Origin of the sequence: Pseudomonas sp. TNT3, assembly GCF_010095445.2 — a bacterium.
In the GTDB taxonomy this organism is placed as follows: domain Bacteria; phylum Pseudomonadota; class Gammaproteobacteria; order Pseudomonadales; family Pseudomonadaceae; genus Aquipseudomonas.
The window spans coordinates 104,622-131,487 of record NZ_WFGV02000001.1 but is presented as its reverse complement, the minus strand read 5'-3'; the positions used below and the strand labels follow the sequence as shown (position 1 = coordinate 131,487).

Sequence of the window (26,866 nt, the reverse complement as noted above, 5' to 3'; positions counted from 1 at the left end):
ACATCTCGATTGCCAATGTCGCCTTGACTCACAACCGTATGCGTCCGCGCATCACGTCTTGTGTAATCAAACCAACAACCATATATGCGACAGCAGCTCCACAAATATCCTCCCGCAATCTCAATCACCCGTTTCGTTGGCAGGCGCGTGAGGACATCCTTCCAATAGGCCGACGGGTTCCCGTATAGCCGAACCATTTGGATCGGGCTAATTATTGCCCACTGCCGTAACCGGAGTATTGCGTCGTCTCGGTAACTTTTGAGGTGTAACCACCGAGCAGGAGACCGGCCAACGCGGCGCCGACAAGCAGGTTTCGGGGCGAGTACATAGTGGTATTTGCTCCGAGGAGAAAGTCGAACTGTTCGCTAGAAATTTGAATAGCAGCGCGGAGAACGTAGGTAGCAATGCTGAAATTTTCAGCAAGTAGTAACTTGCGCGCTGATAATTCTTGCCGGGAATCGTTCGATTTTTCGCGATGCAATGGCGGATGCCATAAAAATGAGCTTTGCTGATGAATCGCCCCGGGTTTTCTAGACACTCTCCAAGCTCGCTGTGTAACGCTTTTCGGGTTTTACGGGGTGGACAGTACCCCCTATGTTGGGGCCGCCTCAGATTAAGAGCTACGGAAGGCATCGCCTGCACAAAAGCAAAAAACACACGAGGAGTGATATCAATGAAAACGTTCCCCGGCATCGGTCAGGGCGGCACTGTGATTGCCAGCCTGTTGTTCGCTACCTGCGCATGGGCCGAGACGATCCCAGAGCCGATCACGACGCCCGCCAAGATCGAAACGCGGCTTGGCACACTAGAATTCAAGGACGGCCAGCCCAGCAAGGAAACCCTCGATAAGGTCTATGATCACTTGGACTTCTCGCACGCAACTCGCGCGTTTGCGGACACCCTGCAAGGCGTCAGCATCCACGCCATTCGCAAGGGGCTGCAAGACATCGGTGTGAAGGACAACGAGGTGATCGTCTTCTCGGAGCTGATGGATGCCAAGTCGCTGTTCCTAACGCCCAACGCCGACACGATCTATATCATCTCCGGCTTCGACCTCTCGAATGGGCCGATAGTGGTGGAAGTCCCGCCGGGTGTCCTTGGCACGGTTCAGGATGCTTGGTTCCGTTGGATCATCGACTTGGGCCTGCCAGGGCCTGACCGCGGCGAAGGCGGTAAGTACCTGATCGTCCCGCCGGGTTACGCGGGTTCCTTGCCTGAAGGCGAATTCAACGTCGCTCACTCCAAAACCACCCACGGCGTTTGGTTTGCCCGAGCGTTCATCGAGAATGGCAACGATCCTAAGCCGGTGGTAGAGCAGATCAAGAAGCTCACCAAGGTCTATCCCTACACGGCTGGCGGTGTCGGCACACCGATCGCTGAGTTCCTAGCGGGCAAGGCCAACCTTGGCCCGATCAGCCCGCCACCGCCGACCGTGTTCCATGAAGGCTCGGGCAAGGTGATGAACACCATTCCGCCGAACGACTTTTCGTACTTCGAAATGTTGAACGAAGTCGTGCAGCAAGAACCGGCCACCAGTCTCGATCCCGAGTTGATGGGGCCCATCGCCGAGATCGGTATCGTCAAGGGCAAGGCCTTCATGCCTGATGCACGCATGAAGAAAATTCTCACGGAAGCACTGGCGGTGGCCAACGCGACGTCACGCAGCCTGTTCATGAATCCGCGCGACCGCAGTTGGTATTACTACCCCGATGCCAACTGGCAGAACATGCTGTTCGCCACCGGCCACGAGTTCGAAACGCCCATCCCGATGATTACCAAGGAAGGGGTTAAACCCTTCCCTCCTACCGGATACCGCCAGTTGGAGGCGCGCCGAGCTTTCTTCTATGGCGTCACCGGTATCACGCCCGCGATGGCCATGCGACTGCCCGGCGTTGGCTCCACGTATTTGTGGACTATGGTCGATGCCCAGAAAGACTACTTCGATGGTGCCAAGACCTACAAGGTGACATTGCCAAAGGACATCCCAGCCGCGAAATTCTGGTCGTTCACGCTTTACGACACAATGTCCCGTTCGATGCTCGACACGCCACAGAATTATCCACGCGCCGGCAGCCAGAGCTTCCCATCGCCGGCGGCTGAGCCAAGCACTGACGGCTCGACAACGATCTACTTCGGGCCAACGCAACCCGATGGTGTGAAACGCGGCAACTGGATCCAGACCATGCCCGGTAAAGGCTTCATACCATGCCTGCGCCTCTACAGCCCGCTGGAGCCTTTCTTCGCCAAAACCTGGCGTCCGAGCGAAGTCGAGTTAGTGAAGTAAGCAATAGCGTGGATCGGTTCCTACAGGGGTCGGTTCACGCACTCAAATGCGAAGATATACAGGCTTGCACATACCAGAAACGTTAAATGTTGCTTCAAATCAGAAGTAGGTATGCGTCTGGGCATCATGCCTTGCGTAATTAAACCGGCTGCCACTTATGCGGAAGCAACTGATCGATTTCACTCGCCCGCTGCGTCGGCAGGTGCGTGAGGACGTCCTTTATATAAGCATACGGATCATGCCCGTTAAGCTGCGCCGACTGGATCAAGCTCATGATCGTCACAGTCCGTTTGCCGCTGCGTAGCGATCCTGCAAAGAGCCAGTTTTTGCGTCCAAGAGCCCAGGGTCGGATTTGGTTCTCCGCCCAATTATTATCGATGGGTATGGCCCCGTCATCGAGGTAGCGCGACAGCGCTGCCCAGCGTTTAAGGCTGTAGTCGAGTGCTTTGCTGATGGCCGAGCCTTCAGGCACAAGATCACGCCGGGCGATCATCTACGCATGCAGCCTATCCATCACCGATACGGCTTTTTCTTGCCGTATTCGGCGCCGTAAATTCTGCTCCAGGTCGCGCACTTCGCTCTCGATTTCGTACAGCAACTGGATGTAACGCAAGGCCTGCTCGGCAAGCTGGCTTTTATTGGTGGCGTGTAGCTCGAAGAACTTGCGCCGTGTAAGCACCGCGTCGCGCAAGGCACCTGCGTGGTACGGTTAATGGGGAAGTCATATATGCGCTCATACTGAGTCAGATAGTCGACCCACATCGTCCCGCCCAGGAGTCCCCTCCGGATACTGCTGGCATGGGCCAGCCGGCGATTGAGCTCCAAGCAGGCGGCGAGAATAATCGGAGAGAATCCCATCCATGCCGCCAGGCCCCTCCCGGTGCTTACTCGGTGTCGAGTAATGCGTAGGAAAGGCCTGTACGCCTCAAAAAATAGGCTACGGTGAGCGCGGACTGGCCACCACCAATGACTACAACATCAAGTTTCGAATTCTGACTCACCAGCATCCTCTCGACTCAATGGCGACAATTCGCCGGTGTCGTTTCAGACTCTGCGACCTTGCTCATCAATGACGACTTGTCCGTCTTCTTTGATGAAGCTGCCACGCTGCTCTCGCGGTAACAGGTCGAGGACTGCCTCTGAAGGACGACACAAGCGTGTCCCCATGGGCGTCACGACGATGGGGCGATTGATCAGGATAGCGTGAGCCATCATGGCATCTATGAGCTGTTCTTTCGTCAGCGATGCATCGCCCAATCCCAGCTCCTCGTAAGGAGTGCCTTTGATACGAAGGAGGGCCCGCACCTCGATACCCATATCCTTGATCAACCTGACAAGCATGGTGCGATCAGGCGGGGTCTTCAGGTATTCGATAACTGTCGGTTCTTCCCCGCTGTTACGGATCAACTCCAACGTGTTGCGAGAGGTGCCGCATTCGGGGTTGTGGTAGATCGTGATCTGGCTCATATCGCTTCCTCGTGCTGTTGTTAGATGGAGCGCTGATTGACGCGTTTGGACAGCTCTTCGGCGGACTCTTTACGCTCGGAGTACCGATCAACCAAATAATCCTGGCGATCCCGCAACAGCAGGGTTAGCTTCATCAGTTCTTCCATCACGTCCACGAGACGGTCGTAGTACGAGGAAGGTTTCATACGGCCTGCTTCATCGAACTCGGTGAACGCCTTGGCCACGGAGGACTGGTTAGGGATGGTAAACATCCGCATCCACCGTCCAAGTACCCGCAGCTGGTTAACCACGTTGAAGGATTGGGAACCGCCACAGACTTGCATCACAGCAAGGGTTTTTCCTTGCGTAGGTCGTACAGCGCCAATCGCCAGCGGAACCCAGTCAATTTGGGTTTTGAATACCGCACTCATGGAGCCGTGACGCTCAGGGGAGCACCACACCTGCCCCTCAGACCATTGCATCAGCTCGCGCAGTTCAGCGACCTTGGGATGTGTATCGGGAGCGTCGTCCGGCAGCGGCAGACCCGATGGGTCAAAGATCTTGGTTTCAGCGCCTAACTCATTCAGCAGGCGTGCCGCCTCTTGCGTAACTAACCGGCTGAATGAGCGCTCTCGCGTTGATCCATACAGCAGAAGAATGCGAGGTTTATGGAGCGAAAGCGTACGAGGCGACAGTTGCTCCAGCGAAGGAATATCGAACAGGTCGGCATGTACGTTCGGCAATATGTCTTGCATAAAAACTCCTACGGCGGCGCCAGGTTGGGCACCGCCTCGGTTGATCTTTAAAGCGAACCGATGCGATTCAGTTCAGCTTTCAACTGTTCAGCGCTGATGGTCTTCAGTGGCAGCGCAAGAAATGCGCTCACGCGCTCGTGAATTTTGGCGAGTGTGGTTTCAAACGCTGCGGTAATCTCGGCTTCCGACCCGCTAGCGTCAGACGGGTCGGCCAGACCCCAATGCGCCTTCAAAGCTGGCCCAAAGAAAATTGGGCATGCCTCACCCGCAGCCCGGTCACAGACAGTGATCACGATGTCGGGAGGCGAGCCTTCAAAAGCATCCGAAGCCTTGCTGCTCAAGCCCGCCGTGGAGATACCCGCCGCCTCCAGCGTTTGCAATGCCCGTTGATTCACCCGGCCACTGGGAAAGCTTCCTGAGCTGACGGCTTCTACACCCTCGGGCGCCAAGTGGTTGAATAGCGCCTCGGACAGAATGCTGCGGCAGCTGTTGTGAGTGCACATGAACAAGACTTTCATCAGACGATTCCTTGATTCAAAAACTGAGGCGCAGTGCCAGGGCGGACAATGTGGCGACGAGGATGGGCACGGTCAGCACGATCCCGGTCTTGAAGTAGTAACCCCAGCTGATCGTTATATTTTTCCGGGCGAGCACGTGCAGCCACAACAGAGTTGCCAAGCTCCCAATTGGGGTGATCTTCGGGCCCAAGTCGCAGCCGATGATGTTGGCGTAAACCATCGCTTGCTGGACAACACCATCGACTTCGGCGGCATGAATGGATAAGGCGCCTACCAGAACGGTGGGCATGTTGTTCATGATCGAAGACAGCAACGCTGTCAGCAGCCCTGTACCAAGGGACGCGCCCCAAACGCCATAACCGGCGAACACGTTCAGGATCTGTGCAATGTGGTCGGTCAGGCCGGCGTTCTTCAGACCATAAACAACCAGGTACATACCCAAAGAAAAGATCACTACCTGCCATGGCGCCTCTTTGAGTACCTTGCTTGTGTTGATGGCGTGACCACGAGCCGCGATGACGTAAAGAATGAATGCACAGACCGCTGCAATGGCGCTGATTGGCACCCCCAATGGCTCAATGACAAAGAAGCCGATCAGGAGGAGTGCCAGCACCCACCAGCCGGCTACAAAAGTGGCCCGGTCGTTGATTGCCTCGTCCGGATTGTCCAGTTGGTTGAGATCATAGGTCTTTGGTAAATCTTTGCGGAAAAACCACAGCAGCATGGCTAATGTCGCCGCCACGCTGACGATGTTTACCGGCACCATGATCGAAGCATATTCGTTGAAGCCGATATCGAAGTAGTCGGCAGAAACGATGTTGACCAGGTTGGAAACCACCAGCGGTAAGCTCGCCGTATCGGCGATAAAACCGGCTGCCATGACGAATGCCAACGTAGCAGCAGGAGAAAAACGCAACTCCAGCAACATCGCGATCACAATGGGTGTGAGGATCAATGCTGCTCCGTCATTGGCGAACAGGGCCGATACCGCTGCGCCCAGCAGGACGATAAACGCGAACAGCTTGCGGGTGCTCCCGCCTCCCCATCGAGCCACATGCAGCGCAGCCCACTTGAAAAAGCCTGCCTCATCAAGCAACAGACTGATAATAATGACCGCGATGAACGTTCCGGTAGCATTCCAGACTATGCGCCATACCTCCGGTATGTCTGCGAGGGTAACGACGCCTGCCAGCAACGCCAAAATGGCACCGAACATCGCACTCCAGCCAACCCCAAGCCCCTTGGGTTGCCAGATGACAAGGACGATGGTGGCGATAAAGATCAATACAGCAATCAGCATTTCATTAATCCGTTTGGGCGTGAGTCAGCTACACACGGCTTGGTTGATCGGACGGTCGTTCATGCCGCAGAGGCGCTTAGCCTCGGTTTCCAGCCATTGCTGATTGGCGTCTACCACGTCCTTCAAAACTGCAGTCACCCACGCGGGCAAATCAGGATTCAGTCGGTAGTACACCCATTGGCCTTGGCGACGATCCAACAACAAACCGGCAGAGCGCAGCAGCGCCAAATGACGAGAAATCTTCGGCTGACTCAGGTCGAGTGCTGCCGTTAGCTCGCATACACACAGCTCACCTTCACTCACGACAAGCAGCGAAATTTTTGCTCGGGTGTCATCCGCAAGGCACTTGAATAAGGTGGTGGGGTTCAAGGGTTCTGTCATAGATCCTCCAGGTGTTTGGTCTTGACCAAAACGAAGAGCTTGATGCGCTCGTGGATGTCGTGGAGCGTGTGGCGAAATGCGCCAGGATCATCGCTGGTTACTGGGTCAGGAAAATCCCAGGCAATGACTTCACCTGCATTGGGCATTGGTAGGCACTCGCTTGCGGATTTATCACAAAGAGTGATTACGTAATCGAATCGATCAGCTTGAAACTCGCTGAGGGACTTGCTGCGCAGGCCCGTTGCATCGACTCCAACTGCCTCCAATGCCTGAGTCGTGCGCGGATCAACCTCAGACGGTTCAGATCCTGCGCTGAAGGCCTCGAAGCGCGGGTCGGTGTGCCGCAGCAAAGCCTCTGCAAGCAGGGAGCGGGCTGAGTTGGCAACGCACACGAAAAGCACTTTGATAGCAGGGCTCATGGCGGAACTCGATGCATATGGAAAATCGAATATACGCTTTAGCGAATATTCGGTAAAGCGAATATGATGTCTGCTGTTTGGCATGTGCCCTAACGTTCCATGCGTGTCGGCATAACGGAGATGAGAGGATGGAGGGGAAGATGATGATCCAGGCAAAGGAAATAGCCGGAGGACAGTGGCAGCGCTTTCGCGATGCGCTGAAATCTGCTGACCTTCCAGCAGACGATATTGATCTTCCAGGCCGAACCTTTTTTGAGTTCTCACGGGATGGTGAGACTGTTGGATGGGGAGGGTTTGAAACGCATGGGACAGATGGATTGCTGCGCTCCATGGTCGTAGAACCGGCGTACAGATCGAAGGGGGTCGGTATCGCGGTGCTTCGGGTCATTGAAGCGATAGCTGCCGAGGAGGGAATCGCTCGATTTCATTTGCTGACAACAACTGCGTCAAGCTTTTTTGAGCAGCAGGGCTATGCAGTAAATCAACGAGTCTCTGCGCCGCCTCTGATTTCTCAGACGGAGCAGTTCATGGGGCTTTGCCCTGGCTCGGCTTGCTACATGTGCAAGGCGTTACCATTCGACAATGGCTGATAGTCTGCCCATCCGATAGCCTGGGAGGTAGTGTCCAGTTTCGACCTAGCCTTTACATGTGCACATACATGCACATATAGTTCCTTTATGACTACATCACTAAACCGAACCCAAGCCATTGAGGCCGCCATCGAATCGTTGGACGGCGCATTCTTCAAGGCCCTGTGTGAGCCACCGCGAATCGCCGTGCTGAAGCGAGTCATGCTATTAGGTCGCGCTGATGTAACTGAAATTGCGGCTGAGCTGCCTCAGGAGCGTTCGGTTGTATCTCGTCATCTTCAGGTGCTACTGGAAGCAGGGATTGTTCGATCTGCTAAGGTAGGGCGCCAGATGTTCTATGAAGTGGACGGCCCAGCCATTATCAAGCGTCTAGAAGCCATCCTCCTCCACACCAAAAGCATCGCCCCGCTGTGCTGTCCAGGCAAAAAGGACTGATCCTTTTTTGTATGAATACGTGCATGAGTGCGCATATATGAACGCAAAAAATCAGATGTTTGATGTTGTTGTCATTGGTGCTGGCCAAGCAGGGTTGGCTAGCGGTTGGCACCTGAAGCAGCAAGGCCTCAATTTCCGAATTTTTGATGAGCAACCGCTGCCTGGGGGGAACTGGCGTAATTACTACGACAGCCTTGAATTGTTCTCACCAGCAGCATATTCCTCTCTTCCGGGGCTTCCTTTCCCTGGAGCAGCAGGCCACTACCCTACTAGAGATGAAGTCGTGCGTTACCTCGAACGGTATGCCGACTTCTTCCGGCTACCTATTCTCCAAGGGATTAGGGTCGCAAACGTATGTCAGGAAGGCGAAGGATTTCGGATCACTGCCACGAACGGACAATGCTTTTCGGCGAGAGCAGTTGTCGTGGCTTCAGGAGCCTTCAGTCGTCCCTACGTACCCGATATCCCTGGGCTCAAAAACTTCACCGGCACTCAGCTTCACAGTGCTCATTATCGGAATGCAGAAGCATTTAGTGGGCAACGCATCGTCGTAGTTGGCGCTGCTAACTCCGCTGTACAAATCGCTTACGACTTATCCAACGTTGCAACAGTGACTCTGGCCACGCGAGAGGCGATTCGATTCGCGCCACAACGGATATTAGGAGCAGATTTTCATACTTGGTTGAAATGGACAGGCCTAGAGAAAACTAAGTGGCTAAACGATCAAAGCACGCCTGTACTGGACGACGGCACGTACAGAAAGGCTCTGAGATCCGGATACTTCAATCAAGCAGCAATGTTCTCCGAGGTCACTTCAACAGGCGTGATTTGGGCCGAAGGTCAGCATGAAACCGTTGATAGCCTCGTTTTTGCCACTGGCTTTCGTCCGAACCTGCCATTTCTCCAAGGCCTTCCAGTAATGGATGAGCAGGGACGAGTGGCGCAACGCGACGGGCGAGCAGTTCATATCCCAGGCTTGTACTTTGTAGGCTTGCCCAAACAACGAAACTTCGCCTCAGCAACTCTACGAGGCGTGGGGCCTGATGCCGAACACATACTCCCCTATTTGCTAAAGCGAGTTCGTAATTTGGAAGCCGCCCCCACGCCTGTAACGCAAGACTGAGCAGCTTACGTCTGAAAAACACAAGAGCCCGTAGCTAGTGAAAAACCTAGAAAGCAGCCAGCAACCTATCAACCGACTCAGGCTTGTGTGGGCATTAGGCATCGCACAAATCCTCGCTTGGAGTTCGACCTATTACCTGCCAGCAGTTCTTGCGACACCAATCACCAAAGAAACAGGATAGTCAGTTAAGGAACGGCAGCTTTTTGAATGCATAACAGGCATGGGGCAGAAAACCCTCGACGTGATGCCTGCCGTATGGCGGGTCATGCGGGAGGCGGAGCCCGGCGCGTCCTGGAGGGCCGCTGAGAGCGAAAAGGCGACATTGAGGTGTGGCGGCACCTTGATTCATGTTGGTGTCCCTGCTTTGGATTTGACGCATTTTGAGAACGCTAAGGTGAAGCAGTTGATGCTGGTGCCACATCGGACTGCGCGTGGCCCTAACGGAATGTGGCTCATCCGGCGCGGCCCCAAACATCCTCATATGCTCGGTCTCAAAAAATGCTGCATCTTCTACGTTGGCAAGCCAGGCATTGGGGCTGTGGCCCACTCTCAGCAGGAGGTGGGAGATGCGGGCGTCATTGAGGTTTTCGACTTGAAAGCTGATGCCACGGAGGCGCTCAAGAAGATGAAGTTGAACTCTGCGAACTCTTCGCAGGTGATCCAGGCGAAAGGCTTTGCACTGTACGAGCTCATTATTCGAGCTGACGCGGTTCGGTATGGTGATGATCTGATTTCATTCACATCCAACGGGCTATCAGTATCGGTAAAGGCATAGGCGACACAGAGTTTCGCTTCAACAGTTCTGCCCTGGCCTTCGGGCTTGCCGAGCTTTCCCCTGCGAGAGGAAAGCGAGCAAAGACATTATGGAAGCCCCACATGGAAGAGAATCTGCGCCGTCTATTGTTGGCATTCGAGGATTGGCTGGTACGCGAGGGGCTTTTGGGGGATGCGTTTTTCCTTACGCCGGCAGAGTGGCTGAAGCGTGGAGAAAGCTGGCTGAACGACGCCGTATACGTTTTGGTGTTCGACAGCAGCAGTATCCACTACATGCTGAATTACGGATGCGATCTCACCGAGTTCGACGACATCTTCGAAAGCTTTGGGTTCTACTACGAGATGGGGCATAGCTGGAATCTGGGCATCTACCCAATTAAGGATTACGACTTCACTCCGACCCCGGCAAAATCCACGTACTCGCAGCTCCTTCGCGATCCCCGCTGGAAGCGTAAAGCTGACCTCGTGAAGCAAGTGGCTGAGCATAAGTGCCAGGATTGCGGAGCTGCCGGCAGACTTGAGGCGCACCATTGCTATTACGCCCGTATGAGCAATGGATTTCGTCCCTGGGAATACCCAATAAGTTCGCTTCGGGCGTTGTGCCCTGGATGCCACGAGACGCGAGAGAAAGTGGAGATGAGCTTCCGCGCCTGGTCTGCAAAGCTTACTCACCAGCAGCTTGTTCAGCTCCAGAAGGGGGTCGACCATACAGGGTATTGGATGGGGAACAACGAGCTTCTTGAGCTATTCAATGAATCCACTCGCAATGAGTGCGAAGAACTGAAAGAACTGCACAAAAGATTAATGAACAGGCCCCGCACGTAGTAGCGCTGTGATTACCTGCGCTGGGGACGAGGTGACATCTCGGCGCAAAGCCTAGCTACTATGTAATGAGCCAATCTCGTAGGTATTCCCATGCCTTCCGCAATCCTTAGATCACGCGGCCGGATCACAATCCCTGCTCAGGTACGTAGTTCGCTCGGCCTGAAGCCAGGAGATCGAGTTCATTTCTTCGAAATTTCGGAAGGCCAGTTCGCGATAGTTGCGGCCATTCATTCTGTGCAAAGCCTCAAGGGCATGATCCGGAAGCTGAGAGTTCCCGTTAGTGTTGAGGACATGAATGCTGCCATTGCAGCCGAAGGTTCACATACTCGATGACGGGCTTAGCATCATTGATGCTGACGCAGGGTGAACTGAAGCTAGCTGAGTACTCGGCGGGAGTGCCTTTATCGACAAACTCTCTTGACCGTCCGCCCGGCTTATACGTATCTGAGACATGAGTATTGAATATCAGCCTGCCCCAAAAACCCATGGGGATATTTGGGCAGCACTGCATTTGCCGTCTCTCGGGAAGAAACTAAATGAGGTTGTGCATCAAGGCCTTCCTTTCGAGTTACTTGATCAGATAGCGACCCTGGTGCAGATGCCGTGCGGATATCTCCAGTGCTATTTGCGGGTCGTCCACGACGTTGGCGCGAAGGGCAAAAACTGGCCATTTCAACACTGCCGAAAGCGATCGCTTGGTGACGCTGATAGCTGTGTTTGACCAAGCTTGTTACCTATTCGAGAACGATGCCCCCGCATGGATGCGCCGCTTCGTGGGCTTGGTTCGAGACGCTCACTAGATATGCGAGAAACGAGAGCGGAATCGAGTGCGGTCTTTGATCTTATCGGGCAATTAGAGATGGGAGTACTTGTGTGATTCTCAAGGCGGCAGTCGAGCGCGATGCAATGCCGTCCTGCTATCGCCCCTTCGAGCCAACGGCTCGGCTCAGTACGTCAGATGAATCCCGTTGGTCATCGCACGAATCGCTTGAGTGACAGGCGACCCTCTATCACCTGCTCTCGTATCTCATCAGGGTCGATCGACATACCGCCGTCGGGCGTAACGCGAAGAGACTGCAGATCATTGAGGGCGGCTACGAACGCCAGATCTCTGGCTTGCTCGCGTCCTGATCTGTTGTCTCGGTAAACGAGTCGTACCAATCGACCGAACCACTTCAAGTTGCACTCCTGATTTCGTGTTCCATAGCAGCATATTCAGCGATGTACAGGAGATGTTAAATGAGTGAGCGAGATGCGGCTAAATACTGGACGACTTGCTCCAGTCCCATTCGGCATGTGATGAAATTACGCGGTAGACCACTCAGTCCACGATTCTGACTGTTTAGCCAAATTTTTGCCTTTTGCTCGGTTCCTACGAGCGTGAGCAATGACTGATAAAAATCAACCACAAGCAAAGCCCGGCTCCACGCTTCGGTGCAAGGTTGAAGCAATTCATGTCCGTGGCGTAGATGCAGCACATTGGAGACCTGCTCGCCCAAGACGGCTGCCAAATCACTGTCATCAAGCCCCAACCCTTCCCCGGCTCGGATAAAAGCTTTGCCAAGTACAGCGTTTGCGGTGCTCGATTCGCCTGATTTCATGCTCCACCTTATGATCTGTGATGACCGAGTTTATCTATCCATCTTCATAGTATGGCCGCTTCTGACCGGTGAACGGCTCCAGCAGCCATGCAATGGGTTTCAGGCAGAGGATTGGAAATGGTGCCGACGATCAGCAAGCGGCAAGCGGAGCACGCAGAGCATGAGGATGGAAGCCCGGAGGGCCGATACCTGGCGTAGACAGGGCTTGGTTTACGACAGCCGACCCCATCGGGGCATGCCCAAAAAACAAGGCATTTTGAAGCCTGTGCGACGAGGAGGGTGGTTGGGTGTGATCTCGTCTCCAGCAAGGAAACATGCGACCCTTCTCTCCTCCCGCTGCCATGCGATCCGGTGTCCACAAATTTATTTAAAAATAAATGAAATTGGGCTAAAGGTTTTCTCATTTCGAACCGTTCTTATTTTGAACATAGGATCGATTAATGAGAAACACGATGAGCGCATCGGCAGTTGGCAATGAATTTACGTATGAGGTCAGCGGAAAATTCCATTGGCTGGACTACGTCGATGAGTTCTATGACGCATCCATTGAAACAAAGGGTGGCGAAATTATCAGGCTTTCGCTTGATGATTTCGTACAGTCTTATACCGCCCCTCAAGCTGCTGAGGTCGCCCGGTGCCTCTTTGAAGCACTTGCGACGATTAAGCACGCAAGCCCGGATGTTGCGCTGTGTGTTGCGGATGGAATCAGAAGAAATGCGTACGAAGCTGCTTTCGATCAATTTGTCCCGGATAGGTTTACGGCTACAAAGCATCAGAATGAGAAGCAGATCGTCCTGACCGCATTAGCGCATCAGAATTATCTATACATAGCAGGCGGTGAGTTTTCTGATCCCGAGCCAATGATCGAACTGGACCTTGGAGAAGAAGCTGTCTACGACATGATTGTGGCGAGCGAGACCGGGGAAAACATCGAAATGGATTTCGGGTGGTACAGGATGTATTTCACTAAGGAGCAGGCACTATGGCTATGGTTTCATTTATCGATCGCCGCAAATTGCTTGGGGTAGCACCGTTTGGTAGGTGTTATTAGATTCAGCCACAGCCACAGCCTTTAGCTGGGGCGCGGTGCCGGTAAGCGCGCGTAAGGCACTGTTGGGTTCTCGCAAGGCTAGATTGGATTGTAGGCAGCCTAGTCGGTTAGGGCTGCTTCATGGCTTCGGAGTTCAATCATCTGCGCTTTCACCGCCGATGAATTTATGGTGGTTGAGTTAGATACTTTGAAGAATTTCTTCAAGTCGAAGATGTTCGTCTTGGCCTAATAGCTCCACCGGATCTGCTTCATGGGGGCCGGTAGAGTTGAATTCGTATTTTCGACCGTCCGGACTGTAACAGCTGTCGCAGTAGTCGAGCGTGCCGCGATCATTGAACAGAGTGATTACCCATCCATCTACGTCGACAGTCACCAACCCGCAGTAAATTTCGTTCCAGCTGGCTGAGGTGATTCGGCGCATTGGGCGTGACGCCATAGCGACATCGCGCAATACCTGGTAAACCTCTTGAGCCATGAGCATTTTTTTAGCCTCGTGGTTTAAGGGCGCCGAACGAAGTGCTTTAGCGCATGACGACTTGCGATCACACGGTCGCGGATCTCTTCTGGATCAATCGACATACCACCATCAGGGGTCACACGCAGAGTTTTCAGGCCGTTAAGCGTGTCGATGAATTCTCGTTCTCTGGCTTGCTCGCGGCCTGATCTGTTGTCTCGACAACGAGTCGTATCAAATGACCGAACCACTTCACGCCCCACTCCTGATTTCGTTTTCCATGGCAGTATTTTCAGCGATGTGCGGGAGAGGTTAAATGAGTGAGCGAGTAGCAGCCAAATACTGAACTACTTGCTCCAGTCCCGCTTGGCATGCGATGAGATCACGCGGTCGACCACTCAGACCGCGATTCTGGCTGCTTAGCCAGATCTTTGCATTTCGCTCGGTTCCTACGAGTGCGAGCAATGACTGATACAGCTCAACCAAGAGGATGGCGCGGCTCCAAGCTTCATTACCCGGTTGAAGCAGTTCATTTCCGTGACGTAGACGCAGCACATTGGAGACCTGCTCGCCCAAGACGGCTGCCAGATCACTGTCATCAAGTCCCAACCCTTCTCCGGCTCGGATAAAAGCTTTGCCAAGTACGGCGTTTGCAGTGCCCGATGTGCCTGATTGCATGCTCCACCACATGTTCAATGATGACTGGTTAGTGAACGAACTTATCAATCTATCTCCATCGACCAGTATGGCCTCTCAGACCGACGACTAAATTGATCTTTCAACGTTCTGAATTACTCCATTCGTGAAAAGCTCCATCAGCTTTGCAATCAACGGTCTGTAACGTAATTTTGTGCTTTGTAACACTGCTTACGTTACAGCGCAGAAAGCTACGTTGCAGGCCCAAAAAGGCGGGGGGGCTGGAGTGCGGATGGAAGCCCGCAGGGCCAAGACCAACGCCTATTGCGTGGGCTTAGTTTACGACAGCCATCCCCGACCATGCGCACGCCCAAAACCATGGACTCTCAACTAGAAGCCTTATCAAATGCTCTGGCAGAGAGGCGTTTGGCGTTGTCTTAGGCTATTACAGCGTACTCAACTCCTGGGAGTGCGATGACATGCCATCTTCTACCGCCGCCACGGGAGGGGTAATTGGGGGTATGGCTGGATTTATGACGACACCACGGCTAGCGGCTTATCATGGTATTGCAAACCTCAATCAGATTGACAATCGGGCGTTGAAATGAAGGTTCACAAGTCGGCTTTTACCGAGCAGTTGTATGTGTGAGGGCGGTTAATGAGGTGCGGGCCCGACGATTTTGAGCTACGTGGCTTTATGGTTTTACGTCGTGACAGAGGGTGCGGGCCTAATCAAAGGCTTCGGAGAGTCCATTTTTATGTGTCCATATGGACAAAATAAGAATTATTCAATTGCCTGATTATATTGATTTATTTTGTGTCCATATGGTTAATCCTTTGGATTGAGACGGCGGCGGGATTCTGACCCATGGTGTGCCGGTGATTCATCACTGGATCGAAAGCGTCAGCGCAAGTGCAGGCGGGGCGGGTTTTATCGTACCGATGTTGCTGAATGCCGTGGCGGGGATTGTGGCGGGTGCGGTGGTGTTGGCTGGGGTGATGGCTGTTAGCAAACTCTGGAAGGCTCTGAAAAACTGAAGCCTGGCACTCCTACAGGGAGTATGTGGTGTTGTTAACTGCATGAAAAAGGCCATTCGATTTGCATCGAATGGCCTTTTTTGTCGCCGCCGAACTTACTCGGCGATCTGCAACTTGCGCGACTCGGTGTACACGTAGCGCACTTTCTCGTACTCGAATGGCGAGTTCAGCTGACCATAGCGGAAGCTGGTCTGGTAACGACGGTCAACGCCGCGCAGCATCCAGACTTCAGGATGGTTCGAGCTGACTTCCGAGACGTTCAGGAAGTTGATCGCCGACTCGGCAGTGAAGTCCACGGCCAGGCCACCGGTGTCACGGATGTTGGAAGGACCGAGGATCGGCAGCACGAAGTACGCGCCGCCCGGCACGCCGTAGAAGCCCAGCGTCTGACCGAAGTCTTCACTCTGGCGCGGCAGGCCCATGGCGGTGGCAGGGTCCCACAGGCCGGCGATGCCGATGGTGGTGTTGAGCAACAGGCGTGCGGTGGTTTCCATCGAGCGCTTGCCTTTGAACTGCAGCAGGCTGTTCAACAGGTTCGGCACATCGCCGATGTTGTTGAAGAAGTTGCTGACGCCGGTGCGCAGGAAGCTCGGGGTGATATAGCGATAGCCATCGACGACGGGCAGGAACACCCATTGGTCGAAACGGTAGTTGAAGTGGTAAACGCGACGGTTCCACTGTTCCAGCGGGTCGTAGACGTTCAGCGCGTTGAGCGTCGAGCGTTCGAACTCGCGCTGATCCAGCCCCGGGTTGAAGTTGAGTTTGCTCAGCGGCTCTTTGAAGCCGTCACTGTCGACGACGACAGGGGCGTTGGCTTTGCTGTTGTCGGCATTGGCGACGCCTGCACAGAGTAACGCTGCGATAAGCAGGAGATATTTAGCCACGGAAGAACTCCAGCATGGCGTCGCTGTTGACGCGGTAATTAAGGTTGCCGCAATGGCCGCCCAATGGGTAAACGGTCAGGCGGTCGCCGAAGGTCTTGCGCAGGAAACCGAGGTCGCCCGGGCCGAGGATGACGTCGTCGGCGTTGTGCATGACGGAGATTTTCGGGCTGTCACGCAGGTAATCCTTGAGCGCATACAAGCTGACCTGGTCGATCAGTTGCAGCAGGCTGCCGCCGTCAGTGCGAGCGCGCCACATCGGGATGACCTGTTCGGTGATGTAGCAATCGAAGTCGCACTGCAGCGCACGCTTGAGGAATGGCGTGAGGCTGGTGCCTTCGGTGATCGGGTATTTCGGCGGGGTGATCAGGCCGCGGCGGTTGATCAGGTCCGAGGTAAAGGCAATGTCGGCCGCCGAGAAACGGAACGAAGTGCCAATGAGCATGGCCATCTGTTCGTTGGTCAGGTGCTGTTTGGACTGCTGGAAGTCGTAGAGCAGCGCATCGTTGAGGTCGATGTAGCCTTTTTGCTGGAAGTAGCGGGTCAGTTTGTTCAACACCAGTTCATAGAACGTCGTGCTGTTGTTGATGCCCTTCACCTCGGTCTGAACGAGTTTGTCCAGATTGGTGATGGAGGTGTAGAGGTTGACCGGCGGGTTGAGCAGCAGGACTTTCTTGAAGTTGAAGCTGCGACGGGTTTCGTCCAGGTGCGCGACGAACGCGGCATCCAGTGCGCCGAGGCTGTAGCCCGTCAGGTAATACTCGGTAACCGGCACTTTCGGGTTTTGTGCTCGAACCGCCTGCATCACCCGGTACATGTCTTCGGCATCTTCCTTGGTGATGCCCGGGGTCGCGAAGCGTGAGGCGGCGCTGATGAAGTCGAAGCTGGTCGGCGACGACAATTGCACGACGTGGTAACCCGCTTTGTAGTAGAGCTTCTTCAGGTACTCGTTAAGGCTGCTGTCATAGCGCGCACCGGTGCCGGCGATCAGGAAGATCAGCGGCGCCGCTTTATCCTGGGTCGCGATACGGTAGGTCAGTTTTTTTACCGCCCAGAAGTTATCCGGCAGTTCGAAGGCGCGCTCCGGTCGCAGGGTAATGCTGCGATCCTCCTGATTGATGTCGTCGTCCAGCGGCAGCTCCGGACGCAAGTCCGGTGGGGTCGTGGCAATGGTCGCCTCGAACGGGTTGGTCAAGGGGTAGCCATAACTGGCGGCGTCGATGTCGACCGCCAGTGCGGACGCACTCAAAATAAGGCCGCCAAACAGGGCGGCGAAGCGCAAGGAACGGAGCATGACTAGATCCCTTAGAGGAAGGTGCCGGATGAAGTTCGCAGGCTATGACCACGGGTTCGGCGCCAAAGTGCCACGCATCGGCACCAAACTGGCTTAATTCCGGGTAATAGTAGCTGGACGATACACTTTGCGGCTGTTTCATGACTAGTTATCTGTTACGCGCGTTTGCTTAAAACCGCGAGGGGATTAAGCTGGCCGCCGTTTTCGTCTATTGGAGTGCTCCATGTCTCGCCGTCTGCCCGTGATTTTGCTGCTTGTTTTGCTGCCATTGTGGCTGGCCGCCAGTTATGGCGCGCGTTATGGCTTCATGGAGGATGCGCAATGGGTCGGGATTTGCGTGGATGAGGCGAGTCGCTGGGAGTGTCAGGCTCGTTCGAACCTGGGCTTGATGATTCATTTCAACGTGTTGGGTTGGTCAGCGGTCGCGACGGCTGTGATCGGATTTTTGCTGCCGGGGCGGGCAGGGTGGTGGTTGGCGGTGCTGGCGCTGGTGTTGGGGTTCCCGGCGTTGGCGTTGTACAACACGACGTTGGCTGTTTTTGCGGTGGTGATTGCTGCTTTGCGGTTGGTCAGGGCGCCTCGTACTGTTTGATAGTCAGTCATCGCGAGCAGGCTCGCTCCTACATGTTGAACGTGTCCAACAGGCGATCGCGTTAAAATGTAGGCGTGAGCCTGCTCGCGATGAGGCCGGAAAGGTTGGAAAATGTCCCATCTAACATAGACAGGTTGCAGCTTCTACCTAACAGTTCTGATAGTAGACAGCCCTTCTGATAACTCCGAATCTAGCTATCCAACCCTTGGATATGAATCGGAGCAACGCCATGACTGTTCAGCGAGAGACGTTGCTCTGCCGCTATCAATACGACCCGCTGGACCGGGTAGTGAATTGCGCACCCTTGAATCAGGATGCTGTTCAGCGCTTTTATCGGAAAAACCGTCTGGCCACTGAGATCCAGGGGCCGGTGCGGTACTCGATGTTTGAGCATGAATCACAGCTCATGGCTCAACAGCAGCAGCGTGAGGCGGGGCGGGTTGACAGCGCTTTGCTCGCCACTGATTTGCAACGTTCGGTGTTGTATGCGGTTGCTGTCGATGAGCATAAACGGCCTGTTTATGCGCCCTATGGTCATCGGTCACCAGAAAGCGGCTTGAGCAGTCTTTTGGGTTTCAATGGTGAGCGACGGGATCCGGTCACCGGGCATTATTTGCTGGGGAATGGGTATCGCGCGTTTAACCCGGTGTTGATGCGGTTTAACAGCCCGGACAGTTTGAGTCCGTTTGGGAGGGGTGGGGTGAATGCTTATGCGTATTGCGCGGGCGATCCGGTTAATCGGGTGGATCCGAATGGGCATAGTCCCTTGTTGGTTTCATTCTTCAGATTTCGAGAGTTCGTGGCGAGTAAATCCTTACTTGGCTCCGCTAGCAAGCTACTACCTTCAGCCAAAAAAGTTGCCAACCCTGCTGTAAACAATTCTGCGGATTTGGTCTCGAAAGTTGGTCTGAATACTTCTCAGGTCGACGCACTGGACTTGGCAGTTCCGCAGGCGCTGTACTCGATTGATCAGGGAAGGATGCACGATGCCATTGGCCTGAAAGCGCTAGCTCAAGAAACATTGAATGCTGCCCAGGAACAGTACTCGGTTCTTCAGCGGTTTGCCGATTCCCCACCATTGAAGGAAATACCTGATTTCAACCCTTCAGACATAGTGAATTCGACAGCTCATCAACAGCTTGGTCTTGCTGAGCGTGGCGTCGCTCAGGCACAAGCGAATTTTGAACAGGTGAGAGGCGATTTCTTTGCCAGATACCCACGCGACTACAAAGACGTAGTCGCTAATATTCGGTCCGCCGTGAGAAGAGATTCGGTCTAGAGCTCACAAAGTTGTTAGCGTTGGCCTTTGTTCACCCGCAAACACCGCCACAACGCCGCCACCATCAACACACTGACCAGCGCCCAGCCCCAAGCCTGCTGGTTCTGCAACCCTTCCTGAAACAACTGCGGCGCAATACCCGCGCCCACAATGAACGTCAGCAACGCAATCTCCCGGCGTGGCACGTTCACCGGGCGGCACAGGTAGACCAGCGCCGGCACGATGAACGCCATGCTCGGGAAGCTGCGATAGCGCGGGTCGAACACCAGCTCCAGCATCGTCACCGCTGCCGCAAAGCCTGCGAACGCAACCAGCCAGCCGGCACGGCGTTCAAGCACGTTAAATGCACGCTCACGCCAGCCGGTACGGGCACTCAAGGTCAGCGCGGCATGGGCCAGCACCAGCACATTCAACGCCGTCAGCAATCCGACCCACACCCATTCACTGGTGAACCGGGTAGTGACGCGTGCCAGATCGCCCCAGGCGCCAATCGAGCACGCCGCCAGCGCGCCGAGCAGCGGTAGAACCAGGGCTGCACGCGTGCTGCGGACACGCCCGCCAAGGATCAGTGTGCCCAGAAAGATAAAACCGCCCACAACCAGCCACTGCGACCAGTACGGCACATTCGACACCGGACCTGCCAGGACGCCCTTGTCCTGGCGATCTGCATCGAACAGGCCCCAGTAACCGCCCACCGCGCCTTCGCTGGCGCGTTTCCACGGCTGGTCAAACGCTTCGATCAGGTTGTAGTGCCAGCCTTGTTGTTCGGCCATGGCGACGAAGCCGCGAATGAACTTCGCCTCGTTGACCCGGCTCGGCAGGGCGGTCTCGCGCTGACGGCCTTCGCTCGGCCAACCGGTCTCGCCGATTACCACATCCTTGGGCGCAAACTTGTTGCCGAACACCTGACGCACTTCAGCGACATGCTGGAGGGCGGCATCAATATTCGAAGGTTCATCTTCCCAATACGGCAGCAGGTGAATCGTCAGGAAGTCCACCGCCGGCGCGATTTCCGGGTGCTTGAGCCAGAACTCCCAGACGTCGGCATAGGTGACGGGCTGTTTGACCTGGCTTTTGACTTTATTAATCAGTTTCGCCAGTTGCGGACCAGTCACTTCCTTGCGCAGCAGGGCTTCGTTGCCGACGATGACCGAGGTCACCACATCCGCGTTGGCGTTGGCCGACGCGATCAGCAGGTCCACTTCTTTCTCAGTGTCCACTGGGTTGCTGTTGACCCAGGCGCCGATCATTAGCTTCAGGCCATGTTTGCGCGCCAGATCGGGCAGGGCTTCAAGGCCGGTCATCGAGTAAGTGCGAATGCATTCAAAGCGGGTGGCCAGCAACGCGAGGTCCGCGTCCATGCGCTCGGGGCGCAATTTGAACGGCACGTCGAACGGCGACTGGTCTTTGTCGAACGGGGTGTAGGAGGCGCATTGCAACTTGTGCGTCGCGCTGGCCACGTCGGGCAGGATCACGGGTTTGCCCAGGCCGTACCAGAAGCCACCCAAGGCAAACAGCCCCAGCAGGCAAGCGAACAGGTAGGCAAAAAAAGGAAATCGGGAAGTCGCGGACATGGTCAGGCCGTGTGGGAGCAAAGCCGCGCATGTTACCTGCATTTGCCTCGCGCTTGGTGGCGTACATGCTTTTGACATGCAAAGTTCGGGCGGATCGGCCTGCGTGCTTTGCCCGGTCAGGGTTAATGGCGTTCTGATGTCGTTTCTCGATGCCTTGAGGTCGCTGGCAGAGAAGGTCGCAGTTGTCGTGAGGTTGATGATCGACGCATCAGCGCTTTTGTAGAGACATCGCGTTGATGATCCAACGAGTTTGCAGTGAAGCGTGATGGGCGCACGGCGCACCAAAACAATACGTTGACGCGACTCGGCATCCGTCGAGCGCAGCACTTTCGGGGAAGTAACGATGAAGATGCGACGACTTTTAGGCGCGGGTGCCGCTCTGGTGCTTGCGATTGGCTCCACCATGGCCAATGCCGAGAGCAAAACCCTGAGCATCGGTTATGTCGACGGATGGTCCGACAGCGTCGCGACCACGCATGTGGCCGCCGAGGTGATCAAGCAGAAGCTCGGTTATGACGTGAAACTCCAGGCGGTGGCGACCGGGATCATGTGGCAGGGCGTGGCAACCGGCAAACTCGACGCGATGCTGTCCGCCTGGCTACCGGTGACTCACGGCGATTACTGGACCAAGAACAAGGACCAGGTCGTCGACTACGGCCCGAACTTCAAGGACGCCAAAATCGGTTTGATCGTGCCGGAATACGTCAAAGCCAAGTCGATTGAGGACCTGAAAACCGACGATAGCTTCAAAGGTCGCATTGTTGGCATCGACGCAGGGTCGGGCGTGATGCTCAAGACCGATCAGGCTATCAAGGATTACGGCCTGACCAACTACACCCTCAAGGCCAGTTCCGGCGCCGGCATGATTGCCGAGCTGACCCGTGCCGAGAAGAAAAACGAATCCATCGCCGTCACCGGTTGGGTGCCGCACTGGATGTTCGCCAAGTGGAAACTGCGCTTCCTGGACGACCCGAAAGGCGTTTATGGCGCAGCTGAAACCGTTAACAGCATCGGCAGCAAAGAGTTGGCGACCAAAGCACCGGAAGTGGCCAAGTTCCTGAAGAACTTCCAGTGGGCGTCGAAAGACGAAATCGGCGAAGTCATGTTGGCGATTCAGGATGGCGCCAAGCCGGATGCCGCGGCGAAGGATTGGGTTGCCAAACACCCGGAACGTGTTGCTGACTGGATTAAATAACAGTCACCTCGTTTAACCCTGTGGGAGCGAGCCTGCTCGCGATTGCGGTGCATCAGTCAGCGATGATGTTGACGGGTACACCGCTATCGCGAGCAGGCTCGCTCCCACATTTATTTCCGCGTGCTGGAGTTTGGCGAGTCTGTCATGTCGTTCTAATACTAAGGTCGTCTGGAACCTGGCCCGCAGCCGCATAGAGTGGATAACGTTCCAACAATAATCTGTGCTGCGAGGATAAAAACAATGAACGACAGCATTTACCTCTCGATTCAAAACAGCCCGCGCTTCAAGGAGCTGGTTAGTAAGCGAGAAAAGTTCGCCTGGATTCTTTCGGCGATCATGCTTGGGCTTTACTCCGGATTCATCCTTCTGATTGCTTACGGGCCGCATTTACTGGGGGCGAAAATCAGTCCCGAGTCATCGATTACCTGGGGCATTCCGATCGGTGTCGGGTTGATTCTCTCGGCCTTTATCTTGACCGCTATTTATGTGCGACGCGCCAATGGCGAATTCGACGACCTGAACAATGCGATTCTCAAGGAGGCTCAGCAATGATCCGGCGTCTGATGGCTCTATTGAGCATTGCAGCCTTTGCGCCTGGCGCGTGGGCGGCTGAAGCCCTGACGGGCGAAGTGCACAAACAACCGCTGAACATCCCTGCGATCCTCATGTTCGTGGCATTCGTCGGCGCAACGTTGTACATCACATACTGGGCCTCGAAGAAGAACAATTCGGCAGCCGACTACTATGCAGCGGGTGGCAAGATCACCGGCTTCCAGAACGGTCTGGCCATTGCCGGTGACTACATGTCGGCTGCGTCTTTCCTGGGTATTTCTGCCCTGGTGTTCACGTCCGGCTACGACGGCCTGATCTACTCGATCGGCTTCCTGGTGGGCTGGCCGATCATTCTGTTCCTGATCGCCGAACGTCTGCGTAACCTGGGTAAATACACCTTTGCCGACGTGGCGTCCTACCGCCTTGGGCAAACCCAGATTCGCTCGCTGTCCGCGTGCGGTTCGCTGGTGGTGGTGGCGTTCTACCTGATCGCGCAAATGGTCGGCGCCGGCAAGCTGATCCAGCTGCTGTTCGGTCTCGACTATCATGTAGCAGTGATCCTGGTCGGCATCCTGATGTGCATGTATGTGTTGTTCGGCGGCATGCTGGCGACCACGTGGGTGCAGATCATCAAGGCTGTATTGCTGCTGTCCGGTGCCTCGTTCATGGCGCTGATGGTCATGAAGCACGTCAACTTCGACTTCAACGCACTGTTCTCCGAAGCCATCAAGGTTCACCCGAAAGGTGACGCGATCATGAGTCCGGGCGGTCTGGTGAAAGACCCTGTCTCTGCGTTCTCCCTGGGTCTGGCGCTGATGTTCGGTACCGCTGGCCTGCCGCACATTCTGATGCGCTTCTTCACCGTGAGTGATGCGAAAGAAGCTCGCAAGAGCGTGCTGTACGCGACCGGTTTCATTGGCTACTTCTATATCCTGACGTTCATCATCGGCTTCGGCGCGATCCTGCTGGTCAGCACCAACCCAGCCTTCAAAGATGCTGCTGGCGCGCTGTTGGGCGGCAACAACATGGCGGCGGTGCACCTGGCCAACGCGGTCGGCGGCAGTATCTTCCTGGGCTTCATCTCGGCAGTAGCGTTCGCGACCATTCTGGCAGTAGTTGCCGGTCTGACCCTGGCCGGTGCTTCGGCGGTGTCCCACGACCTGTATGCCAGTGTGATCAAGAAGGGCAAGGCTAACGAGAAGGATGAAATCCGCGTCTCGAAAATCACCACTATCGCTTTGGCAGTGCTGGCTATCGGTCTGGGCATTCTGTTCGAGAGCCAGAACATCGCGTTCATGGTGGGCCTGGCGTTCTCCATCGCGGCGAGCTGTAACTTCCCGGTGCTGCTGCTTTCCATGTACTGGAAGAAGCTCACCACGCGTGGTGCGATGATCGGCGGCTGGCTGGGTCTGATCAGCGCTGTTGGTTTGATGGTGCTCGGTCCGACCATCTGGGTGCAGATCCTGCATCACGAGAAGGCTATCTTCCCGTATGAGTACCCTGCGTTGTTCTCGATGGCCATTGCGTTTGTGGGGATCTGGTTCTTCTCGGTCACTGACAAATCCGCAGCAGGCGTCAAGGAACGGGCGTTGTTCTTCCCGCAATTTGTTCGTTCGCAGACAGGTTTGGGGGCGAGTGGGGCGGTTTCCCACTAAGGCTTCAGGTTTGTTTGAGTAAGGTGGGTTAAACAGAAATGCCCCGATCGAGAGATCGGGGCATTTTTTTGGGCGGTTATTGCATGTTCGAGACGCAAGGCTTGCCGGCGGAGGCGAATACATAGCCTCCTCGAGCCGCCTTTAGACCAGGTCGGTGCCGTCACGTCTGGCTTTTCGGATGTCACGATACACGCTGACGCATAAGGTGATCATCACCCCCGCCGCAATGACGGGCCAGATCAGCACATACAGGGTTAACGCAAAACTGGACATGGGGAAACTCCTTTGTCTTCAGTGACACATTCGTCGTTGTCATGAAAGGCGACGACGCGCTCGGCGATGCAGTCAAAATCGAAACGTTCGTCAGACAGCAAACTCACAAACACGCACACCAGCGTGCTGACGCCATAGGCGGTCAGTGAGCTGAGCAGTACCGGGTAATCACGCAAGAAGCCGAATGCGAACGGGGCCAGGATCAAAAACGCCAGCCCGCCACACACGAACCCTGCGGTGCGGCCGAGGAATCCGAAGGCCATCAACCCGATGACTACTCCGCCACCTATCGACGCAAACAGCTCGAAGAACAGCGCCACCGCTCCTTGCAAAGGAAGGATTTCGAAGCGCGCAACCAGGAACATCAGGAAGCCCGCCAAGGCGGCAGAGGTAAAGGCGGCATTGGTGATCCGTCCCCAATACAGACTGGCGATGACCGGAAACACGATGGCGCCCCATAGCGCACCGACAAAGATGAGCATGGTCAGGATGTCCAGCTTGAGGCTGGCAAACACCACGGCAAGCATCGTCGCCGCGACCATGGTCAAACGTCCTACGAGCAACATGGTTTTTGGATTGGGTTTGCCTTTGGCCAGGTTTTTCCCATAGACGTCAGTCATTACCAGCGCGGACAACGCCGATAAATCCGAATCGGCGGTTGATGACAGCGAGCCAATGACCATGATGAAAAACAGTCCGACTGCAAAGGGCGGCAAGTAGGTAGCGGCCATTTGCGGGATCAGGTTGTTCAAGTCGCCACCCACCGGTTGTACACCGGCCAGCAACGCCAGAAAGCCCAGCATCCCCAAACCGATCACGATGGAGGCATAACCAATGGTCGCCGTGATAAAGGTCGACTTCATCAAATCCTCACGTACGGCGAACAGGCGTTGCGCGATGGTCTGATTGCCGATGGCATAGGCTAGCACTGCCACAAAATACGGTGCGCCCTGTTCCAAAATAGCTGTCTTTGAATAGAAGCTGGCTTGCTCTGCAGAGATATTCGGCATGCCCTGGGCGAACAAATCAGGGCCGCCAAGCTGGAAGAAAATAATGGGGATGATCACCACTGCAGCAAAAATCATGGCAACCAACTGGCCGAAATCGGTCATGACCGAGGAGCGAAACCCTGACCAGATGGTGTAACCCAAAACCCCGAACCCGGCGATCAACACGCCATGAATGAAACTCAGCGGCGACAGTACGGCAACCAGCGCACCCGCGGCGGTGAAATTGACCATCAGGCTGATCATGCTGCCGACGATGTTTGAGCCCGCGAGAATCATCTGGCTGGAGCGCCCGTGGCGAGCGTGCATGATCTCGGCCAAGGTGTGGGCCTTGGGTGCCAGTTCACGAAAACGCCGTCCGAACGGATAGATGAACAAAATCATCAACGCTCCCCAAAAGCCATAATGCATGGCACCCGAGAGGCCGAACTTGTAACCGGAACTGGCGGAAGCGTAGAACGAGGCGGCCCAGATCCAGGTGGCCGTCATGCTGGCTGCCGCCATGCCGAAGCCAATGGAGTTGTTGGAAACCATATAGCCATCGACGTTTTCGTCCTTGCGGCTCACCCGCAACGACACCAAAAAGGTCAGGCCGTAAAAACAGAACAGCAGCAAGAGGACAGTGGGGGTGGAAAGTTGGAACATTCCTTTCTCCTTTATGCGCGCCACGACGTTGTACAGAGGCAACGAAATGCGCGTAGCAACCCGGGTTTTCCTGACAGGCAGGCAATAGCGAACGAAGGTCCGCGGGGTTGTTTTGTGAGGGCTGGCAAGAATCGAATCGCAAGGGGCGATTCAGGTCTGAAGGCAAAGCGCGCGCTAGCACGTTGAACCCTAAGCTTGCAGCAAGAGCCGACGATAGCCGGAAGATGAGTCCTGTGTCAGAAACGAACAGTCCTGACATGGACAGGCGAAACTATACAGACTTGGAGCA

The 26,866-nt window shown here is 55.2% G+C and carries 27 protein-coding genes and 5 pseudogenes; 15 read left to right on the top strand and 17 right to left on the bottom strand.

What is annotated here, in order from left to right; translation table 11 throughout:
* Positions 1–226: 226 nt before the first annotated feature.
* Positions 227–328, bottom strand: a pseudogene (locus tag GBC55_RS00640) (DUF3313 domain-containing protein); the annotation flags it as partial.
* A 345-nt stretch (positions 329–673) separates the two neighbouring features.
* Between GBC55_RS00640 and GBC55_RS00635 the strand changes: the two are divergent.
* Entirely contained in the window at positions 674–2,284 is a 1,611-nt protein-coding gene (locus GBC55_RS00635; RefSeq protein WP_162436030.1) for a DUF1254 domain-containing protein, read from the top strand.
* Positions 2,285–2,423: 139 nt separating this feature from the next.
* Here GBC55_RS00635 and GBC55_RS00630 read toward each other — a convergent pair.
* The 8 genes and pseudogenes from GBC55_RS00630 to GBC55_RS00595 all read right to left on the bottom strand — a co-directional run.
* Positions 2,424–2,954, bottom strand: a pseudogene (locus GBC55_RS00630) (transposase); the annotation flags it as partial.
* A gap of 23 nt (positions 2,955–2,977) precedes the next feature.
* Positions 2,978–3,291 (bottom strand): annotated as a pseudogene (locus GBC55_RS00625) (NAD(P)-binding protein); the annotation flags it as partial.
* Between the two features lie 37 nt (positions 3,292–3,328).
* Positions 3,329–3,751 carry an arsenate reductase (glutaredoxin) gene (arsC, locus tag GBC55_RS00620; RefSeq protein WP_162436031.1) on the bottom strand — a complete coding sequence of 141 codons (423 nt, stop codon included), beginning with the start codon at positions 3,749–3,751 and terminating at the stop codon, positions 3,329–3,331.
* 20 nt (positions 3,752–3,771) lie between these two features.
* A complete protein-coding gene (gene arsH, locus GBC55_RS00615) occupies positions 3,772–4,485 on the bottom strand; it encodes an arsenical resistance protein ArsH (RefSeq protein WP_162436032.1) in 714 nt (237 codons plus the stop codon).
* 47 nt (positions 4,486–4,532) lie between these two features.
* Positions 4,533–5,003, bottom strand: coding sequence for an arsenate reductase ArsC (locus tag GBC55_RS00610; RefSeq protein WP_003395039.1), 471 nt, complete (start codon positions 5,001–5,003; stop codon positions 4,533–4,535).
* 16 nt (positions 5,004–5,019) lie between these two features.
* Positions 5,020–6,303 (bottom strand): arsenic transporter, encoded by a 1,284-nt coding sequence (locus GBC55_RS00605; RefSeq protein WP_162436033.1) that lies wholly within the window; start codon positions 6,301–6,303, stop codon positions 5,020–5,022.
* 24 nt (positions 6,304–6,327) lie between these two features.
* Entirely contained in the window at positions 6,328–6,684 is a 357-nt protein-coding gene (locus tag GBC55_RS00600) for a metalloregulator ArsR/SmtB family transcription factor (protein ID WP_162436034.1), read from the bottom strand.
* Positions 6,681–7,103 (bottom strand): arsenate reductase ArsC, encoded by a 423-nt coding sequence (locus GBC55_RS00595; RefSeq protein WP_093097704.1) that lies wholly within the window; start codon positions 7,101–7,103, stop codon positions 6,681–6,683. Before GBC55_RS00595 ends, GBC55_RS00600 begins: the two co-directional genes overlap by 4 nt.
* A gap of 128 nt (positions 7,104–7,231) precedes the next feature.
* On the opposite strand from GBC55_RS00595, the gene arsN2 reads away from it, so the two are divergent.
* The 7 genes and pseudogenes from arsN2 (at position 7,232) to GBC55_RS00560 (ending at position 11,183) form a co-directional block, all read left to right on the top strand.
* Entirely contained in the window at positions 7,232–7,693 is a 462-nt protein-coding gene (gene arsN2, locus GBC55_RS00590; protein ID WP_162436035.1) for an arsenic resistance N-acetyltransferase ArsN2, read from the top strand.
* Between the two features lie 87 nt (positions 7,694–7,780).
* A complete protein-coding gene (locus GBC55_RS00585) occupies positions 7,781–8,128 on the top strand; it encodes a metalloregulator ArsR/SmtB family transcription factor (RefSeq protein ID WP_162436036.1) in 348 nt (115 codons plus the stop codon).
* Between the two features lie 37 nt (positions 8,129–8,165).
* Positions 8,166–9,251, top strand: coding sequence for an NAD(P)/FAD-dependent oxidoreductase (locus GBC55_RS00580; RefSeq protein WP_162436037.1), 1,086 nt, complete (start codon positions 8,166–8,168; stop codon positions 9,249–9,251).
* Positions 9,252–9,288: 37 nt separating this feature from the next.
* Positions 9,289–9,429, top strand: a pseudogene (locus tag GBC55_RS00575) (MFS transporter); the annotation flags it as partial.
* Between the two features lie 42 nt (positions 9,430–9,471).
* Positions 9,472–10,026, top strand: a complete 555-nt coding sequence (locus tag GBC55_RS00570; RefSeq protein ID WP_162436038.1) for a hypothetical protein — start codon at positions 9,472–9,474, stop codon at positions 10,024–10,026.
* A gap of 101 nt (positions 10,027–10,127) precedes the next feature.
* Complete coding sequence (locus GBC55_RS00565; protein ID WP_162436039.1) at positions 10,128–10,850, top strand: hypothetical protein; 723 nt, start codon at positions 10,128–10,130, stop codon at positions 10,848–10,850.
* A 90-nt stretch (positions 10,851–10,940) separates the two neighbouring features.
* A complete protein-coding gene (locus tag GBC55_RS00560; protein ID WP_162436040.1) occupies positions 10,941–11,183 on the top strand; it encodes an AbrB/MazE/SpoVT family DNA-binding domain-containing protein in 243 nt (80 codons plus the stop codon).
* Positions 11,184–12,085: 902 nt separating this feature from the next.
* Here GBC55_RS00560 and GBC55_RS00555 read toward each other — a convergent pair.
* On the bottom strand, positions 12,086–12,451 hold the full coding sequence (locus GBC55_RS00555) for an MbcA/ParS/Xre antitoxin family protein (RefSeq protein WP_162436041.1): 366 nt from the start codon (positions 12,449–12,451) through the stop codon (positions 12,086–12,088).
* Positions 12,452–12,903: 452 nt separating this feature from the next.
* Here GBC55_RS00555 and GBC55_RS00550 point away from each other — a divergent pair, with 452 nt between their 5' ends.
* Complete coding sequence (locus GBC55_RS00550; RefSeq protein ID WP_162436042.1) at positions 12,904–13,479, top strand: hypothetical protein; 576 nt, start codon at positions 12,904–12,906, stop codon at positions 13,477–13,479.
* A 201-nt stretch (positions 13,480–13,680) separates the two neighbouring features.
* On the opposite strand, the gene GBC55_RS00545 is transcribed toward GBC55_RS00550, so the two are convergent.
* On the bottom strand, positions 13,681–13,983 hold the full coding sequence (locus tag GBC55_RS00545; protein ID WP_162436043.1) for a hypothetical protein: 303 nt from the start codon (positions 13,981–13,983) through the stop codon (positions 13,681–13,683).
* A gap of 285 nt (positions 13,984–14,268) precedes the next feature.
* Positions 14,269–14,682 carry an MbcA/ParS/Xre antitoxin family protein gene (locus GBC55_RS00540; RefSeq protein ID WP_162436044.1) on the bottom strand — a complete coding sequence of 138 codons (414 nt, stop codon included), beginning with the start codon at positions 14,680–14,682 and terminating at the stop codon, positions 14,269–14,271.
* Positions 14,683–15,441: 759 nt separating this feature from the next.
* Between GBC55_RS00540 and GBC55_RS00535 the strand changes: the two are divergent.
* Positions 15,442–15,630 (top strand): annotated as a pseudogene (locus tag GBC55_RS00535) (DUF808 domain-containing protein); the annotation flags it as partial.
* Positions 15,631–15,725: 95 nt separating this feature from the next.
* On the opposite strand, the gene GBC55_RS00530 reads toward GBC55_RS00535, so the two are convergent.
* Both GBC55_RS00530 and GBC55_RS00525 read right to left on the bottom strand, forming a co-directional pair.
* On the bottom strand, positions 15,726–16,514 hold the full coding sequence (locus GBC55_RS00530) for a VacJ family lipoprotein (RefSeq protein ID WP_162436045.1): 789 nt from the start codon (positions 16,512–16,514) through the stop codon (positions 15,726–15,728).
* Positions 16,507–17,805, bottom strand: a complete 1,299-nt coding sequence (locus GBC55_RS00525; protein ID WP_162436046.1) for a serine/threonine protein kinase — start codon at positions 17,803–17,805, stop codon at positions 16,507–16,509. The genes GBC55_RS00530 and GBC55_RS00525 overlap by 8 nt, the downstream gene beginning before the upstream one ends.
* Before the next feature lie 223 nt (positions 17,806–18,028).
* Between GBC55_RS00525 and GBC55_RS00520 the strand changes: the two genes are divergently transcribed.
* Positions 18,029–18,397, top strand: a complete 369-nt coding sequence (locus GBC55_RS00520) for a hypothetical protein (RefSeq protein ID WP_162436047.1) — start codon at positions 18,029–18,031, stop codon at positions 18,395–18,397.
* A gap of 229 nt (positions 18,398–18,626) precedes the next feature.
* Positions 18,627–19,676, top strand: a complete 1,050-nt coding sequence (locus GBC55_RS00515) for an RHS repeat-associated core domain-containing protein (protein ID WP_162436048.1) — start codon at positions 18,627–18,629, stop codon at positions 19,674–19,676.
* Positions 19,677–19,690: 14 nt separating this feature from the next.
* On the opposite strand, the gene GBC55_RS00510 is transcribed toward GBC55_RS00515, so the two are convergent.
* Positions 19,691–21,292, bottom strand: coding sequence for a glycosyl hydrolase family 17 protein (locus tag GBC55_RS00510; RefSeq protein ID WP_162436049.1), 1,602 nt, complete (start codon positions 21,290–21,292; stop codon positions 19,691–19,693).
* Positions 21,293–21,593: 301 nt separating this feature from the next.
* On the opposite strand from GBC55_RS00510, the gene GBC55_RS00505 reads away from it, so the two are divergent.
* From GBC55_RS00505 to GBC55_RS00495, 3 genes are all read left to right on the top strand, one after another.
* Positions 21,594–22,445, top strand: a complete 852-nt coding sequence (locus GBC55_RS00505) for a glycine betaine ABC transporter substrate-binding protein (protein ID WP_162436050.1) — start codon at positions 21,594–21,596, stop codon at positions 22,443–22,445.
* A 240-nt stretch (positions 22,446–22,685) separates the two neighbouring features.
* Positions 22,686–22,997 (top strand): DUF485 domain-containing protein, encoded by a 312-nt coding sequence (locus GBC55_RS00500; RefSeq protein WP_162436051.1) that lies wholly within the window; start codon positions 22,686–22,688, stop codon positions 22,995–22,997.
* Positions 22,994–24,652, top strand: a complete 1,659-nt coding sequence (locus GBC55_RS00495) for a cation acetate symporter (RefSeq protein ID WP_162436052.1) — start codon at positions 22,994–22,996, stop codon at positions 24,650–24,652. The genes GBC55_RS00500 and GBC55_RS00495 overlap by 4 nt, the downstream gene beginning before the upstream one ends.
* A gap of 141 nt (positions 24,653–24,793) precedes the next feature.
* Here GBC55_RS00495 and GBC55_RS00490 read toward each other — a convergent pair whose 3' ends face one another.
* A complete protein-coding gene (locus GBC55_RS00490) occupies positions 24,794–24,925 on the bottom strand; it encodes a putative transporter small subunit (protein WP_218576848.1) in 132 nt (43 codons plus the stop codon).
* Positions 24,907–26,577 carry a sodium:solute symporter family protein gene (locus tag GBC55_RS00485; RefSeq protein WP_162436053.1) on the bottom strand — a complete coding sequence of 557 codons (1,671 nt, stop codon included), beginning with the start codon at positions 26,575–26,577 and terminating at the stop codon, positions 24,907–24,909. Before GBC55_RS00485 ends, GBC55_RS00490 begins: the two co-directional genes overlap by 19 nt.
* Between the last annotated feature and the right edge of the window lie 289 nt (positions 26,578–26,866).